The following is a 16,107-nucleotide window of genomic DNA, read 5'->3' on the forward strand; positions in this document are numbered from 1 at the left end:
GTAAAATACTTATTCTGCTCTCGGTGCGTATGAGTGCGAAATATTCGCACACGACGAGGTCGGACTGCTACACCCAGTCGTAGACCCGGACGTAATCGACCTCCATCCGCTGGGGGAACTGCGTGGTAGCGTCGGGGTAACCGGGGAGGTTCCCGCCGACCGCGACGTTGAGGAGGAAGAAGAACGGCCCGTCGTCGAAGACCCACTCGTTCCCGGCGTCCTCCACGCCGTAGAGCGTGACGGTGAAGTAGTGCTGGCCGTCCACGAAGAACTTGATGGCGTCGGGGTACCACGTGACTTGGAACGTGTGATAGGCGTCGGCGAACGACCCGTTGTTGTAGGTGCCGCCGATGCTGCTGCCGCCGGAGTAGCCGGGACCGTGCACGGTGCCGTGGACGGTGTCGGTGTCGTCCCCGGTGAGTTCCATGATGTCTATCTCGCCGCAGTCGGGCCATCCGGCCGAGTCGATGTTCGACCCGAGCGCCCAGATTGCGGGCCAGAGTCCCTGTCCCTCCGGGAGGCGAGCGCGCACGTCGATGCGGCCGTACTGCTTGTTGTACCCGCCCTGAGTCTTCATCCGGGCGGAGGTGTAGTCGTAGGAACCGTACTGGTCGGACACCTGCTCCTCGCGGGCCTCGATGACGAGGTGGTCGTTCTCGACCCACGCGTTCTCGCGCTGGTAGTACTGGAGTTCGTTGTTGCCCCATCCGGGGATGCCTTGGGCGTGACCGTTGCCCGTCTCGAAACTCCAGACGGACTCGTCGACGTACCCGCGGTCGAACTCGTCGCTCCAACTCAGCGACCACTGGTTCCCGTCGAACGCCGTCGGAGCGCCACCGAGGTCCGTCCGAGCGCCGCCGTCGGACGCGGCGCTCGCTGTCGAGACCGCGACCGTGCCGCCGAGCGTCGCCGCCGCGGTACTCAGAAAGCCCCGACGGCGGAGTCGTTTGCTGGCCGATTCGTCTTCCGTCTGTTGCCGTGGTCTATCGTCGGTCATAGATATCCCTTCTCTCGGTCGCCACACCCGTTCCGCTCTCTCGCGAGTAGAACGGCGAGTGGCGCACCGCCGCTAGTAAAAACCATAATAACAGAACTTAATTTTTACTACTAGAATAGTTGTTACTTATATCCCCGCCCATATAGCTCCTTCCTCCGTCTCGACGGAGTGTTCGCGGCGCATCCTCGAAGGGGCAGAAACAAGCCGATAGCGAGGTCGTTCGTCGGCGAAACTGAGCGTCACTCACGAACTACCGAGACCGTCAGTCGGGCGGTGTCCTCTCGATTGAGTCGAACCGGACGAGGGTTCAGACCGACTCGCGTTTCACGCGCTCCACCGTCGCGGCCTCGTCGTTCCGGAGGTCCGCGAGGAACGCGAACAACTCGTCGAAGTCGTCCACGCCCTCCCGCTCCAGGTACTGCACGTACCGGTGCTTGCGCTGGAACTCCGTCTCGACTTCCTCGACAGTCCGGTCGGTCCGCTCGGCGAGGCGGTCGAAGAACCGAAGCCGACGCTCTCGCTCGCCGTCGCCCGACTCTTGATGGTCGTACGCCAGATGGAACTCGCCGTCGGAGTCGCGCCACGCGACCGTGTTCCAGTAGACGGTGGTGCCGTCCTTCTCTATCGCGCCGCACCGCGCTCGCCGCGAGTCGAGTTTCGCGTACTCCGACTCGGTGAGGAGTTCCACGACCTCGCCGACGTAGCGCTGACCGTCCACGCGCCGGGGGAACACCACGAGGTCTAACTCTCGGAGCAGGTACGGGGGTAGCCCCTGCTCGACGACCCGGTTCACCAACTTCTCCACGTCCTCGGCGTGAGTGGTCCCGATGATGCCGTGGCCGGTGTTCAGACTCTCGGCGAAGGTCCGGAAACTGGCGGGGGTGTTGATCTCGGCGATGACCTCCACGTCCGGATTGAGGTAGTTGCACTCGGTCATGAGGTCGGCCATCGACACGCGCTTGTAGTCGCTCTCGTGGTCGCGCGTCGTCAGTGACACGCCGGTCTCGTGGGGGAGGCGGACCTCCCGCGAGCCTTCGTCGATGGAGATTGGCCGGTCGCGGTAGGGGATGAACGGCATGTGGGAGTTCATCAGCGTCGTCTTGCCCGTGCCGGTCGGTCCCGAGAAGAGGACGACGCCGTGGTGTTCGTAGACCTGCCAGAGCAGCGTGACGATTTCGGTCGAGAGGCTTCCCGACTCCAGCAGGTCGACCGGCGTCATCGCCTCGGGCGCCTGCTTTCGGATGGAGATGTGCGGGCCGTCCTCGCTTATGACGCCGAGCGCGACCGCCGCCCGGATGGTGACTTCCTCCGGCACGCCCTCGGGTTGGAGGTTCACCTTCGCGCTGGGGTTCGAGGCGTTGAGTTCTGTACCGTCGCTGGCGGCCATCTGGGTCACGACGTTGGCGAACTCGGTCTCGTCCTCGAAGACGAGGTTGGTCGGCGCGCGCTCGCCGTGGCCGATCTCCCGGCCTCGCGGAACCACTTTGATGCGCTCGCCGACCCGGTTGGCCTCGATGTCCTCCAGCAGGTCGTCTCGGATGGGGACCGTCAGTTTCCCGTGGCCCACGAAGTCCCGCATCACGTAGTAGACCAAGTCCGAGAGCCTGTCGGTCGAAAATCGGTGGTCCACGGGCGGGACCGCGAGGTCGTACTCCGCGAGCGCGGTCCGGACCCGGTACGCGGCGGCGTCGAGCCACGCCCGGGTGTTTCGCGCGGTGAGTCGCCGTGAGAGGAACGTCCGGGCGCGCTCGCGGACGAATCCGGCGCGGTCCTCGACCACGCCGTCGACGTTGGTCTCCCAAATCCGGTCCTTGCACTCCCGAATCAGTTCCTCGTCGCCGGGCAGTAAGTCGGGTTCGAGCACCGCGTACTTCGTCGTGAACGAGTCGTTGGCCAGCAGGTGTTCGCGGTAGACGACGACCGGCACCTGAAACTCCCGGAAATCGACGGTGTGAGTCTCGACGCGCTCACTGGCGAACCGCTCCAGAAAGTCGGCGTCGGCCGGGAGGTCGGTGTCGGCGGGCGCGTAGTCGTCGGTGTGAACCACGAGACGGTCGCCCGCGGTGTCGGCCACCTCGATGCCGTCGTCGAGCGCGAGCGGGGTCACTTCGCCGAGACACCGCAGGTCCCGGAGCGCGTAGTACTCCACGCGGCGTCTCGTCTCGGGCGATAGGTCGGTCAGGCGGTCCACGATACGACGGTACTTCGGGTCGAACCCGGCGGCCGCGCGCTCGCTCGCGCCTTCGCGGGTGAGCGGACGTGCGAGGTTGGCGTCGGCGAAGTGGTCCTCGACCTTTGCGAGGGCGTCTTCGCCCTCGGGAGAGAGGGCCGGTTCGCGAATCCGGTAGTCGAACCCGTCGTCGGTCTCCGTGATAGTGGCGACGACGCCCGGATGTGGTTCGTACTGTGCCCGCACGTCCGACGCGTACCACGCCTCGGGGTCGTCGGGCGGGGTCGGCGGCGGGACCTGCGGTGGGGTGTCGCTCGCCCCGTCTTCTCCCCGTCCACCGTTCGCCAGCGACGTTTCGGCCATGCGACTAATTCGCCACCTGCTAGTATTTAAATTCACGCATGTGATTTCCGTATTCAGACGCGAGTGGGTTCCGTTCCCTGTCGGTTCGGTACTCGAATCGACTACTCCGACCACTGCGGACTGGAAGTCGTAGTCGGGTCACAGAGCGACTGTTTTCCGACTGTAGTTGTCGGAGCGGAAGGTAATTACACTCTCGAACGAGAAATCGGTGTACGTGGATTCAAGTAGCCTCCAAGAACGAGTCGGAGACGCAAGCACGATTTCGGAGTACCAGCGCGTAATCAGCGAGATACGGAGACACATCGCCGAGGTCGAACCCACGACGACCGATGCAGGCGGAGAGCCGCCGAGTCAATTAGTGGATACCGCGGAGGCGAGACTCCAGAACTGCGATAGCGCTGACGAGTTTCGGCTAGAGGGTCAACTGATTCGGGCGCTCGGACTCGTCGCTAACGACGAGTAGCGAGAGTAGTCGGCTTTCCGGACGTGGGAGTCCAGACCGCCGGTCTCAGTGATTGCGACGACAACGACGAGTCGGACGTTCGTCGCGGGCGAATCTTCGAACATGAGCGCGGGCGTCGGGCGCGTACTGCGCCTCGGGTCGATAAACGGCGTTCGCGGTGGAGCGTTCGATAGGATTCCGCCCGTCTCGCTATCACGTCTGGTCGTAAAATGCGTCCAAGAAGTCCGCCTTCCCTCTCGCAGATTATCGCTCTCCACTCAGTCCATCGTCACCCACGCTAGAAAGCCGATGGCCAGCGTCTCCAACACGTGGAACGACAGCATCGCCTGCCACGCGGGGTCGGGGACCTGCGTGCTGAACCACACCGACAGCAGGGGGTCCACCTGATAGAAGTAGAGCGCGAACCCGTTCTCGGCGAACAGGAGCGCGGCGAACACGAGCATGCCGAGCGTGTGCTTCGACCGGACCCGGCGGTAGTTGCGCGCCCAGACGCTGGCCAGCGCGGCGAGCAGCAGCAGGTTGAGTCCCGTGGCGACTCGCGCGAGGTCGATCCAGATGCTCATCGGTTCGGCCTCCGCGTCGGTCGGTCGAGACGGTCGTGTTCGCTCGGGTGTCGGATCATGGTCATTCGATTTGGGTGATGATTTCCTCGACGACGTCCCAGTGGTCGCGGGTGGCGTCCGAGGGGAGGTACACTGCGCCGTAGTCGTCGCCGCTGGACGTGACGACGTCGTTCTCGACAAGAACGTCGAGGTGGTGTCGAACCGTGTCGTAGTTGAGGTCGAGTTCCTCTGCGAGCTGGTTGGGGTTCCGGGGACGCTCGTCTATCTCCCGGAGGAGACGCGCGCGGTTGATGCCCCCGCGCGTCCCCGCCAGCACGTACCAGAGGACCTTCTCCATCACCGGTCACAACTCAAACCCGGTACGTAAGGCCACCGAAGCGGAGTCGAAGGTCCCGACTCAGCGGGCCGCTCACTCTTCCACGATGAACTGCCCCGCGATTTCCTTCACCTCGGACATCGTCTTCGGTTCGTCCACGGCCTTCGGGAACGGCGAGGAGAGGTTCAGTTCGTTCAGGAAGCTGGCGTGACGGGCCTCGACGCTGTGAATCCCGATTGCGGCCGCGAACACGTCGTCGTTGGAGACGGTCGGCGCGGCACCCTTGTAAGCCGCGACGCCGGTGTTCTCCAGCGCCTTGGCGACGCCGAGGAACTCCGAGGGCGTCTGGTAGCCGAAGTCGTACGTGGCCTCCTCGACCGGCGTGCCGCCCAACTTCTCGACGGTGGCCGAGAGGGCATCGACGTGGGCGGCCTCGTGGTCACCGACCGCTTCGAGGTGTTCGGGGACGCTCATCCGGACTTCTTCGCCGAACTTCGAGAGCGCGTCGGCCTGCATCAGTTCGTCGTCGCCGAACGTCTTCAGCCCCTCGCGGTAGAAGGCGTTCTCGAGGTGTTCGAGCGTCAGCGCGTAGTTCAGGACGGTCACGTCGCTCGTGTCGTCGTCGGCCTTCCTGTCGGGCGTCGCCCGTTCCTCGGGCGGCTCGGTCTCGTAGACGCTCGGATCGACTTCCGAGGTGACGAACTGCCCCGCGATTTCCAGCACCTCGTCCACCGACTTCGCCGAATCGACCGCGTTCGGGAACGGCGAGTCGGAGTTGACCAGATTCAGGAAACTGGCGTGGCGGGCCTCCACGCTGTGGATGCCCGCTGCCGCCGCCAGCACGTCGTTGCTGACGACCTTCGGTGCCGCGCCCGCGTAGGCGGCGACGCCGGTGTTCTCCAGCGCCTTGGCGACGCCGAGGAACTCCGAGGGCGTCTGGTAACCGAAGTCGTACTCCCCTTCCTCGACTGGCGTGCCGCCCAACTTCTCGACGGTGGCCGAGAGTGCATCGACGTGGGCGGCCTCGTGGTCGCCGACCGTCTCGAGATGTTCGGGGACGTCCATCCGGAGTTCCTCGCCGAATTTCGAGAGCGCGTCGGCCTGCATCAACTCGTCGTCGCCGAACTCCTTCAGTCCCTCGCGGTAGAAGGCGTTTTCGAGGTGTTCGAGCGTCAGCGCGTAGTTGAGAATCGGAACGTCCGGATTTGTCGGGGCCGCAGTAGTGGTCTCCTCTGTCGTCGTCTCCGTGGTCGTCATCGTCGCTTCGGTCGTCGTCTCTTCGGTCGTCGTAGTCGTCTCGCTCCCGCTCCCGCTACAGCCAGCGAGCGCGATTGCGCCCAGCGCCGAGGCGCTACCGAGGAACGCGCGGCGCGAGCGAGTCGAGTTCGGGTCGGACGAGTCGTCGGTCGGGGTCGAGTCGTTCCGGGTCATTGCTTCACTCACACCGACCCCTCGGTCACCCATGAAGATTTTCGGACATCTGACAGTATTTCCTCCGAGTTCCCGCGGAACTCTCCCCCAATTTCGTCCCGAGTTCCGGGCCGCGAGAGAGATATTGAATTAACAACACTAATGCCGGACGGGATTGACCGTACATTCATGCCAGCTATCCGAACCGACGGACTGACGAAGCGTTTCGGCGCGGGCGTCGTCGCTGTCGAGGACCTCGATCTCGTCGTCGAGGAGGGCGAGGTGTTCGGCTACCTCGGCCCGAACGGCGCGGGCAAGTCCACGACCATCAACGTGTTGCTCGACTACCTCCGGCCCACCGAGGGCACCGCGACGGTCCTCGGCTACGACGCACAGGACGAGACCCAACAGATTCACGAGCGAATCGGTATCCTCCCCGAGGGGTTCGACCTCTACGACCGCCTCACTGGTCGAAAGCACGTCGAGTTCGCAGTGGACTCGAAAGGGAGCGACGACGACCCCGACGAGATTCTCGACCGCGTGGGTCTCGGCCCGGAGGCGGCCGGACGGAAAGCCGGTGGTTACTCGACCGGCATGGGCCAGCGCCTCGCGCTCGGGATGGCGCTCGTGGGCGACCCGGACCTCCTGATTCTGGACGAACCGTCGTCGGGTCTCGACCCTAACGGCGCGCGCCAGATGCGCGAACTCGTCCGCGAGGAGGCGAATCGCGGGACGACCGTCTTCTTCTCCAGTCACATCCTCGGGCAGGTCGAGGCGGTGTGCGACCGCGTCGGAATCATGAACGAGGGGCGACTCGTCGCCGAGGACACAATCGAGGGCCTGCGCGAGTCGGTCGGCACCAGTTCGACCCTCGAACTCACGGTGGACCGCGTGCCGGACGACCTCAGTCTCGACGACATCGACGCGGTGACCGACCTGACCGCGGACGGCAACGTCCTCCGAATCGCCGTGAACGACTCGGGCGTCAAGTCCGAGGTGATAAATCGGGTCGAGGCGCAGGGCGTGACTGTCACCGACATCTCGACCGAGCAGGCGTCGCTGGAGGACCTCTTCGCCGCCTACACCACCGAGGAGGTGACGGCATGAGTTGGCTGGTCGTCGCGCGCAAGGACTTCGAGGATGCGGTGCGCTCGCGGATGCTCTGGGTCATCACCGCGGTGTTCCTCCTGTTCTCCGTCGGCGCGGTCTACGTCCGGAAGGCGATTCTCGGCGACGCGCCGGGACTCCCGGACGCCACGCAGTTCCTGACCTCCCCGGCGAGCCTCATCATTCCGCTCACGGCGCTGGTGGTGGCGTACCTCGCCATCGCGGGCGAGCGCGAGTCCGGGAGCATCAAGATTCTGCTCGGTCTCCCCCACACCCGCGCCGACGTAGTGCTCGGCAAGTTGGTCGGCCGGACGCTGGTCGTCACGGTCGGCATCTTCGTGGCGTTCGCCGGTGCGGCCGTCACCCTGCTCGCGCTGTTCGGCGAACTCGCGGTCGTGGACTTCCTGTTGTTGACGCTGCTTACCGTCCTCTTCGGACTCACGTACGTGGGCATCGCTATCGGCGCGTCGTCGTTCGCGGCGACTCGGTCCCGCGCCATGGCGCTGGCCATCGGGGCGTTCTTCCTCTTCCAAGTGCTCTGGAACATCGTCCCGCTGGGCGTCTACTACCTCGTGGAGGGCGGTCTACCAACCGGCGCGAGTGGGATTCCGGCGTGGTACTATCTGCTCCAGGTACTCAACCCCAACAACGCCTACTCGCAGGCCGCCGACCTCGTGTTCTCGGGTGCCGGACCCATGGTCTCCGCGGAGGCGCTGGCCGGGTCGTCGGTGCCGTTCTACGTGCAGAACTGGTTCGGACTGGTCGTGCTGGTCGGCTGGCTGGTCGCCCCCGTGCTGCTCGGCTACTGGCGGTTCGAGCGCGCGGACCTCGGATAACGGTAGCGGACGCTTCTCTCGAACGGTCCGACTTCCGCAAGCACTAACTATTACGTCCTGTAGCGACACCCAAACCGCATGAGCCACCGTCACAGGGACGACCGACCCGGAGGAGGGACGGGACCGTGACCGACCGAATCCGCGTCGGCGCGGACGTGGGCGGCACCTTCACCGACGTCGTGCTGCTGACGCCCGACCACGAACTCGTCACCGCGAAGGTCCCGACCACGGACGACCAGAGCGAGGGCGTGCTGGCCGGAATCCGGAAGGCCTGCGAGGCGGCCGACCTCGACCCCCAGAGCATCGACGCGTTCTCGCACGCGATGACCGTCTCGACCAACGCGCTACTGGAAGGCGACGGCGCGGAGACCGCGCTCGTCACCACCGAGGGGTTCCGCGACGTGCTAGAAATCGGGAGGCAGGACCGGCCCGCGCTCTACGATTTGAACGCCGAGAAACTCGACCCGCTCGTCCCCCGGCGCAGGCGATTCGAGGTCGCCGAGCGCGCCACCCCGGAGGGCGTCGAACGCGAAGTCGAACCGAGCGAGGTCCGCGACCTCGCCGACCGAATCCGCGACACCGACGCCGAGAGCGTCGCGGTCTCGCTGCTCCACGCCTACGCCGACCCCCGGAACGAGCGAGCGGTCGCTGAGGTCCTGCGCGAGGAACTCGACGCGCCGGTCTCGGCGTCCCACGAGGTGCTGGCGGCGTTCCGCGAGTACGAGCGCACGGCCACGACCGTCGTGGACGCCTACGTGACGCCCAGAATCGACGCCTACCTCGGGCGACTGGTCGAGCGCGCCGACTCCGCCGGAGTTCCGGCCCCGCTGGTCATGCAGTCGAACGGCGGCATCGCCGACGCCGAGACGGTCCGGGAACACGCTGTGACGACCTGTCTCTCCGGCCCGGCCGCGGGAGTCGTGGGCGCGGCCGCGACCGCGGAGAGAGCGGCCGCGGAAACCGACGGCGCGGCCGAGACCGCCGAGAGCGCCACCGACGCGCCCGGCATCGTGACGTTCGACATGGGCGGCACCTCCAGCGACGTGAGTCTCGTCAGGGAGGGCGACGTCGAGCGCACCACCGAGACCGAAATCGGCGGGCGACCCGTCGGCGTCCCGATGGTGGACGTGACGACAGTGGGCGCTGGCGGGGGAAGCATCGCGCGGGTGGACGCCGGTGGCGCGCTCCGGGTCGGTCCCGAGTCGGCGGGGGCGGACCCCGGCCCGGCGTGCTACGGGAAGGGCGGCGAGCGACCGACCGTCACCGACGCGAACGTCGTCCTCGGCTACTTGGGCGACGACACCGCGCTCGGGGGCGAACTCTCGCTGGACGTGGCGGCCGCGCGCGACGCGCTCGCGGACCTCGCCGACGAAGCGGACCTGTCGGGTCCGGTCGAGGCCGCCCGCGGCGTCTACCGCGTGGCGAACGCCGACATGACTCGGGCGGTCCGGGAGGTCACGGTCGAGCGCGGCCACGACCCGCGGTCGTTCGCGCTGGCGGCGTTCGGCGGCGCGGGGCCGATGCACGCCGCGGCGCTGGCCGACCGACTCGACGTGACCCGCGTCGTCGTCCCGCGGGCCTGCGGCGTCCTGTCGGCGTTCGGCCTGCTCGCGGCCGACGAGACCCGCGACGCGGTCCGGACCTACCGCACCGCGCTCGACGCGGCCGACCCCGAAGCGGTGGCGGGAGTCCTCGCGGACCTCGCCGACGAGGCGCGGGCGGACCTCCGGGACCCCGACGCGGCCGACATCGCCCGGCGCGCCGAACTCCGGTACGCGGACCAGAGCTTCGAGTTACCCGTCGAAGTCGGCGAGGAGTTCGACCCCGAGGCGGTCGAACGTCGCTTCCACGAGGCCCACGAGACGGCGTACGGTTACCGGATGGACGAGGCGGTGGAACTCGTCGGCCTGCGGGTGCGCGCGACCGTCGCGCGCGAGACGCCCGCCGTCGCCTACGAGAGCGCGGGCGAGGCCAGAGTCGGGGAGCGCGAGGCCGACTTCGGCGGCGGGTTCCGCGAGGTGCCCGTCTACCGCCGGGAGGCGCTCCCGGCGGGCGAGTCGTTCGCGGGTCCGGCCGTCTGCGAGCAGGCCGACAGCACCGTGGTCGTCCCGCCAGAGTGGCGGGCCGCAGTGCGCGAGGACGGGACGCTGGTGCTGACCAAGCGCGGAGACGAGGCGACCGACACGGAGGGTCGAGCGTGACCGACGCCGACCTCGACCCCGTGGAACTCGAAATCCTCCGGAACCAACTGGAGAGCGTGGCCGAGGAGATGGGACAGGTGCTGATCCGGGGCGCGTACTCGCCCAACATCAAGGAGCGACGGGACTGCTCGACCGCGCTGTTCGACGCCGCGGGCCGACTGGTCGCGCAGGCCGAACACATCCCGGTCCACCTCGGCGCGATGCCCGAGGCGGTGGCGGCGGTGTTGGAACGGGACCCCGAACCCGGCGACACGTTCGTCGTCAATGACCCCTTCGCGGGCGGCACTCACCTGCCGGACGTGACGCTGGTCTCGCCGCTCGCGCCCCCGGAGGCCGACGGCGGCGCGGGCGAGGAGATCGTCGGCTACGCGGTCTCGCGCGCCCACCACGCCGACGTGGGCGGGATGACGCCGGGGAGCATGCCCGCTGGCGCGCGGGAAATCTATCAGGAGGGCCTGCGCCTCCCGCCGGTCCGACTCGTCGCGGGCGGCGAGGTGAACGAGGACGTGCGCGACCTCCTGCTGGCGAACGTCCGGACGCCCGACGAGCGCCGGGCGGACCTCCGGGCGCAGATGGCCGCCAACGACAGGGCCGAGGAGCGCCTCGGCGACCTGCTGGCCGACCACGGCGACCGCCTGCTGGCGGCGTTCGACGCGGTGATAGCGTACTCCCGCGAGCGCGTCGAGAGCGAACTGGCCGACCTACCCGACGGTGAGTACGCGGCCACCGACTTCCTCGAAGGTGACGGCGTCAGCGACGACGACGTGCCCGTCGAAGCGACGGTCGAAATCGACGGCGCTTCGCTCACGGTGGATTTCTCGGGGACCGCCGAGCAGGTACCGGGCAACCTCAACGCGCCGCTGGCGGTCGCCAAGAGCGCGGTCTACTTCGTCGTCCGGTGTCTGACAGACCCCGAGATTCCGCCGAACCACGGGTGTTACGCGCCGGTCTCGGTCAGCGCACCGGAGGGGAGTCTGCTGAACCCGACGCCGCCCGCGGCCGTGGTCGGGGGGAACGTCGAGACGAGTCAGCGCGTGACCGACGTGGTCGTCCGCGCGCTGGCCGAGGCGGTGCCCGACCGCGTGCCCGCGGAGGGACAGGGCACGATGAACAACCTGATAATCGGGAGCAGGCACGGCGACTTCACCTACTACGAGACCATCGGCGGCGGGTTCGGCGCGCGTCCGACGAAGGACGGCATGGACGGCGTGCAGGTCGGGATGACCAACACGCTCAACACCCCGGTCGAGGCGCTGGAGACCGAGTACCCCCTGCGCGTCGAGCGGTACGCGCTCCGCCCCGACAGCGGCGGCGCGGGCCGACACCGCGGCGGTCTCGGACTCGAACGCTCGATGACGGTCGAGACCGACGCGACGGTGTCGTTGCTGACCGAGCGCCGCAGACACGCGCCGAAGGGACTCGACGGCGGAGCGTCGGGCGCGCTCGGCGAGAACCGCATCGACGGCGAGCGCGTCGGCGCGAAGACCACCGTCGAGGTCGAGACCGGGACGACGGTCACGGTACTGACGCCCGGCGGCGGCGGGTACGGCGACCCGAGCGAGCGGACCGACGACTCTCGCGAGTCCGACCGCGTGGACGGGTCCGTCACGGACGGCGAGTGAGTCCTCTCGGCGCTCGCACCGAACTGGCCCGTTCGACCCTAATTCTGCCGGAGAAAGCGGGAAAGAAACGCCGTACTCCGCCGACGAGGCAGAAACTCTAAGTTATCAATCCCGCAACCTACCTCTGTGGACCGTGATACCGCACGCCCCGTCGTCCTCGCGCTGTTAGCAGTCGTCGCCATCGGCTTCGCCGCCGCGACGCTGGACTCGGCGGTCCTCACCGAATCGTCCGGCGGGTTCGGTTTCGGCGCGCCGAGTTCGGACGCGGGCGTACAGAACGGTAGTCAGCCCAGTCTGGAGTTCGGGAACGAATCGTCCGACGCGACCGGCGGGACGCCGATGGACGTCCCCTGTTACGCCTTCCTCGACACGTGGTGGGCCATCGCGCTCATCCTCGGCGTGTTCTCCCTCGGCGCGTACGCCGCGTACCGCCGCCTCGGCGGACTCGGCGCCGTGGCGTACGCCGGGCCGGTGGGCATCCCCATCCTGTTCGCCCACGCGCTCCTGACCCTCTGCACGGACCCCGTGCCGAACGCACGGAACGCGCTGTTCGAAGGCGGGAACGTCTCCCTCGCCCCTTCGGGCGGGAGCGGCGCGCCCGGCGGTGCCAGCGGGACGACGTTCACCGACCCTTCGTTCCTCCTGATGGCGGGTCTCGGCGTCGCGCTCCTCGCCGCCGTCGCGCTCCTGTTCGTCTCCTCCAGCGGCGACGACCCCGAGGACGAGGAGTCGTTCGCGGAACCCGACGACACCGGGGACGTGCGCGCGGTCGGCCGGGCCGCGGGCGAGGCCGCCGACCGCATCGAAGACGCGACCGACGTGGACAACGAGGTGTTCCGCGCGTGGCGCGAGATGACCGACCACCTCGACGTGGCCAATCCCGCCGCCAGCACGCCCGCGGAGTTCGCCGGGGCCGCGGTCGAAGCGGGCATGGCCCGCGAGGACGTGGACCGACTCACCTCGCTGTTCGAGGAGGTCCGGTACGGCGGCGAGTCGGCGACGGAAGAACGCGAACAGCAGGCGCTCGACGCTCTCAGACGCATCGAGCGGGAGTACGCCGGTCGGCCCTCGGACGCCGGGTCGCAGTCGGACGGGTCTCCGTCCTCGGACACTACCAGCGGGGGTGACGCCGAGTGACCGACGGCAACGACCACCCGATTCTGACCGCCGTCGGTCTGGTCGCGGTCGCGCTCGGCCTGCTGATGGCGTTCGTCCCCGGGTTCGCCGCCGCCATCGGCACCGGCTACGCCGCGGTGACCGTCGTCGGCCTGCTCGCGCTGGTGCAGGCGATTCGGGTCGCCCGGTCCCGGCAGGCCACCGAACTAGAGGCCACCGAGACGCCCGACGTGGAGACGGTCGAGACGGTGCCGACCCCCGGCGACGAGTTCGACCGGACGGTCGCCGAACTCCGGTCGGGACCGCGGCGGGACCTCATCCGCGAGCGAGCGGACCTGCGCGAGACCCTCGAAACCGCCGCAGTCACCGCCGTCGCCGACCGGGAGAACTGCTCGCGCGAGCAGGCCCGCGAACGACTCGACGCCGGGACGTGGACGGACGACCGGCACGCGGCGTCGTTCCTCGGCGGAGAGGACGCCCCCTCGCCGCCCGTCTTCGACCGGGTGAAACTCGCGGTCAGCACCGAATCGCCCTCCCAGTACCGAATCCGTCGAACCGCCGACGCCGTCGCTCGGGCGGCCGGAGTCGAACCGGCGGACGGCGAGTCGTCCGGTCCCCCGGCAGACGGCGAATCCGACGAGGCCGGAGCGGGCGGCACCGAGACCGACCGTGGTGCCGAGACCCCCGCGAGCGCGTCCGCGGACCCGACCGATGCCGACGAATCGGAGGTCTCTCGGACCGACGCGGGGACGCAGGACGCTCGTCGAACGGAGGCCGAAGCGTGAAGTCGATTCGCCAGACTAAACGGTGGCGCGGCGTCAGCGTGGTCGCCCTGCTGGCGGGGTCGCTGGGCGTCCTCTTCAGTCGGCCGCTGGTCCTGCTGTCGGGGGTCGTCGGTGTCGCGTTCGCGGCCTACGCCCGGACGGCGGGCACGCCCGAGGTGGCCCTCGACGTGACCCGGACGCTCAGCGACGACGAACCCCTGCCCGGCGACGAGGTGCAGGTCCGACTCGTCGTCGAGAACGTCGGCGACTCGATGCTGGCCGACCTCCGACTCGTGGACGGCGTTCCGGAGGCCCTGCCCGTGACAGACGGGTCGGCCCGCCTCGGGACCGCGCTCCGGCCGGGCAAGACGGCGTCGTTCACCTACACCGTCGAGGCCGAACGCGGCGACCACGAGTTCGACCCCGTGACCGCCATCGTCCGGGACTTCAGCGGCGCTATCGAGGTCGAGACCGAAGTCGAGTGCGAGACCCTCCTCCGGTGCGTCCCGAAACTCGGAACCACCGTGGACGTGCCCCTGCGCGCACAGACCACCCAATACACCGGCCGGGTGACGACCGACGTGGGCGGGTCGGGCGTCGAGTTCCACGCGACCCGCGAGTACCGGCCGGGCGACCCGCTCTCGCGCGTGGACTGGAACCGCCTCGCGCGAACGGGCGAACTCACGACCGTCCAGTTCCGCGAGGAGCGGGCCGCCAGCGTGGTCGTCCTCGTGGACACTCGCGAGAAGGCGTATCTGGGCCGGGGCGACGACGAGCGCAACGCGGTCCAGTTCGGCGTGGACGCCGCGGGCAAGATGGTCACGAGACTGCTCGACGCGGGCGACCGCGTGGGACTGGCGTCGTTCGGTCCCGAAATCTGTTGGCTCGCGCCCGGCGCGGGCCACGACCATCAGGCCCGTGCCCGCGACCTGCTGGCGACCCACCCGGCGTTCGCGCCGACGCCCTCAGACGAGATGTTCTACCCGACCACCCGACTCAAACAGCTTCGCAAGCGACTCCCCGCGTCCTCGCAGGTCGTCTTCGTCACGCCGCTGTGCGACGACTTCGGCCCGGAGGTCGCGCGGCGACTGGACGCCGAGGACCACCTCGTGACGGTCGTCAGTCCCGACCCGACCTCGACGCGGACCGCGGGCCAGCGGTTCGCCCGAACCCAGCGCGACCACCGCGTCTCGGAACTTCGCCAGAGCGGGGTCCGGGTCGTGGACTGGGACACCGACGAGTCGCTGGGCGTCGCCCTCGCTCGAATGGCTCGCGTCACACGGGGGTCAGCGTGACCCGCGAAATCGACCGGTCGCCCGCCCGCCTGTCGTCGGCGCTGGCGGTGACCGCGGCCGGAATCGCGGCGGGGACCAGCGCGCTCACCGGGTCCGCCGGACTCGCGGCCGGTGCGGCCGGGTTCCTCGTGGTCGCGCTCGGCGTCTTCTGGGGGTCCCGGCGCGCGGTCACGCTCGGTTCGACCGCGCTCCTCGTCGCCGCGCTGGTCGGCGGTCTGGCGCTCCCCACCCCGTACCTGCTCTTGCCGGGGGTCATCGCCGCCGTGTTGGCGTGGGACCTCGGCGAGCAGGCCATCACCGTCGGCGACCAGTTGGGCCGCGAGACCGACACGACCCAACTGGAGGCGACTCACGCCGCCGGGAGTACGGTTGTCGCCGTCGGCGCTGGCGGTCTGGGGTACGGCATCTATCTGGTCTCGGCGGGCGGCAAGCCGGTGACCGCGCTGGTCTTCCTGCTGCTGGCCGCGGTGGTGCTCACGTCGGCGCTCCGGAACTGAACTCCTGTTTTCGGGTCGCGTCCGGTTCGATTTCCGTTCTCTCGCGCTCGGTAGTGTGGCTCCCGAGAAGCGCACTTTCGAGTTTTCGTCCCGACGCGTGCGGGCGCGGCGCTCTCGTGCGCCGCGCCCACCGCGCGAGGGACGAGCGACGGAGGCCGTCGGCCGAGTAGCGCAGTCGGTTGGGGAGGTGTGAGGCTGTCGCAGTGCAGTTGCGATGCTGTGCGGTGGACTCCCGTGTTCGAGCGTGAAACTACTTCTTCTGCGCAATCACTTCGACTGAGAGGGCAACCGCGAGATTCGAAGAGGAAGAGGACAGATTCGAAGGACGACGGCCGAGACTCCGGGAGTACCGGTCGAACCGCCGCGAATCACGAGGGACCCCGACGG

14 protein-coding genes are annotated in these 16,107 nt (G+C 68.4%); 8 read left to right on the plus strand and 6 right to left on the minus strand.

The genetic code is table 11. From position 1 onward, the window contains the following. Positions 1-67 precede the first annotated feature (67 nt). The 6 genes from NGM06_RS08430 to NGM06_RS08455 form a co-directional block, all read right to left on the minus strand. Entirely contained in the window at positions 68-997 is a 930-nt protein-coding gene (locus tag NGM06_RS08430) for a glycoside hydrolase family 16 protein (RefSeq protein WP_254269847.1), read from the minus strand. Positions 998-1,304: 307 nt separating this feature from the next. Beyond that, entirely contained in the window at positions 1,305-3,530 is a 2,226-nt protein-coding gene (locus NGM06_RS08435) for a type II/IV secretion system ATPase subunit (RefSeq protein WP_254269848.1), read from the minus strand. Positions 3,531-3,950: 420 nt separating this feature from the next. Next, entirely contained in the window at positions 3,951-4,097 is a 147-nt protein-coding gene (locus NGM06_RS08440; RefSeq protein ID WP_254269849.1) for a hypothetical protein, read from the minus strand. Positions 4,098-4,250: 153 nt separating this feature from the next. After that, positions 4,251-4,556 (minus strand): DUF8036 family membrane protein, encoded by a 306-nt coding sequence (locus NGM06_RS08445; protein WP_163522402.1) that lies wholly within the window; start codon positions 4,554-4,556, stop codon positions 4,251-4,253. 61 nt (positions 4,557-4,617) lie between these two features. Next, a complete protein-coding gene (locus tag NGM06_RS08450; RefSeq protein WP_163522401.1) occupies positions 4,618-4,893 on the minus strand; it encodes an ArsR/SmtB family transcription factor in 276 nt (91 codons plus the stop codon). Between the two features lie 72 nt (positions 4,894-4,965). Beyond that, a complete protein-coding gene (locus tag NGM06_RS08455; RefSeq protein WP_254269850.1) occupies positions 4,966-6,315 on the minus strand; it encodes a ferritin-like domain-containing protein in 1,350 nt (449 codons plus the stop codon). A 156-nt stretch (positions 6,316-6,471) separates the two neighbouring features. Here NGM06_RS08455 and NGM06_RS08460 point away from each other — a divergent pair, with 156 nt between their 5' ends. The 8 genes from NGM06_RS08460 (at position 6,472) to NGM06_RS08495 (ending at position 15,720) form a co-directional block, all read left to right on the plus strand. Beyond that, positions 6,472-7,389: an ABC transporter ATP-binding protein gene (locus NGM06_RS08460; RefSeq protein WP_254269851.1), complete on the plus strand. Its 918-nt coding sequence runs from the start codon at positions 6,472-6,474 to the stop codon at positions 7,387-7,389. Then, entirely contained in the window at positions 7,386-8,225 is an 840-nt protein-coding gene (locus tag NGM06_RS08465; RefSeq protein ID WP_254269852.1) for an ABC transporter permease, read from the plus strand. The genes NGM06_RS08460 and NGM06_RS08465 overlap by 4 nt, the downstream gene beginning before the upstream one ends. Positions 8,226-8,350: 125 nt before the next feature. After that, entirely contained in the window at positions 8,351-10,426 is a 2,076-nt protein-coding gene (locus tag NGM06_RS08470) for a hydantoinase/oxoprolinase family protein (protein WP_254269853.1), read from the plus strand. Beyond that, on the plus strand, positions 10,423-12,048 hold the full coding sequence (locus NGM06_RS08475; RefSeq protein ID WP_254269854.1) for a hydantoinase B/oxoprolinase family protein: 1,626 nt from the start codon (positions 10,423-10,425) through the stop codon (positions 12,046-12,048). Before NGM06_RS08470 ends, NGM06_RS08475 begins: the two co-directional genes overlap by 4 nt. A gap of 126 nt (positions 12,049-12,174) precedes the next feature. Continuing rightward, the gene (locus tag NGM06_RS08480) at positions 12,175-13,185 is read left to right on the plus strand and encodes a DUF4129 domain-containing protein (protein WP_254269855.1); all 1,011 of its coding nucleotides are present in this window, start codon (positions 12,175-12,177) and stop codon (positions 13,183-13,185) included. Next, positions 13,182-13,949 carry a DUF7269 family protein gene (locus tag NGM06_RS08485; RefSeq protein ID WP_254269856.1) on the plus strand — a complete coding sequence of 256 codons (768 nt, stop codon included), beginning with the start codon at positions 13,182-13,184 and terminating at the stop codon, positions 13,947-13,949. The genes NGM06_RS08480 and NGM06_RS08485 overlap by 4 nt, the downstream gene beginning before the upstream one ends. After that, positions 13,946-15,223: a DUF58 domain-containing protein gene (locus tag NGM06_RS08490; protein ID WP_254269857.1), complete on the plus strand. Its 1,278-nt coding sequence runs from the start codon at positions 13,946-13,948 to the stop codon at positions 15,221-15,223. The genes NGM06_RS08485 and NGM06_RS08490 overlap by 4 nt, the downstream gene beginning before the upstream one ends. Then, complete coding sequence (locus NGM06_RS08495; protein WP_254269858.1) at positions 15,220-15,720, plus strand: DUF7519 family protein; 501 nt, start codon at positions 15,220-15,222, stop codon at positions 15,718-15,720. Before NGM06_RS08490 ends, NGM06_RS08495 begins: the two co-directional genes overlap by 4 nt. The last annotated feature ends 387 nt before the right edge of the window (positions 15,721-16,107 follow it).

This window comes from Halorussus aquaticus, from assembly GCF_024218795.1.
GTDB classification, from domain to species: Archaea; Halobacteriota; Halobacteria; order Halobacteriales; family Haladaptataceae; genus Halorussus; species Halorussus aquaticus.

Excerpts from the sequence above, each read along its gene's own strand:
- NGM06_RS08445 (WP_163522402.1), bottom strand. The coding sequence starts at position 4,556 with ATGAGCATCTGGATCGACCTCGCGCGAGTCGCCACGGGACTCAACCTG.
- NGM06_RS08460 (WP_254269851.1), top strand. The coding sequence starts at position 6,472 with ATGCCAGCTATCCGAACCGACGGACTGACGAAGCGTTTCGGCGCGGGC.
- NGM06_RS08440 (WP_254269849.1), bottom strand. The coding sequence starts at position 4,097 with ATGTTCGAAGATTCGCCCGCGACGAACGTCCGACTCGTCGTTGTCGTC.
- NGM06_RS08430 (WP_254269847.1), bottom strand. The coding sequence starts at position 997 with ATGACCGACGATAGACCACGGCAACAGACGGAAGACGAATCGGCCAGC.
- NGM06_RS08465 (WP_254269852.1), top strand. The coding sequence starts at position 7,386 with ATGAGTTGGCTGGTCGTCGCGCGCAAGGACTTCGAGGATGCGGTGCGC.
- NGM06_RS08450 (WP_163522401.1), bottom strand. The coding sequence starts at position 4,893 with ATGGAGAAGGTCCTCTGGTACGTGCTGGCGGGGACGCGCGGGGGCATC.
- NGM06_RS08435 (WP_254269848.1), bottom strand. The coding sequence starts at position 3,530 with ATGGCCGAAACGTCGCTGGCGAACGGTGGACGGGGAGAAGACGGGGCG.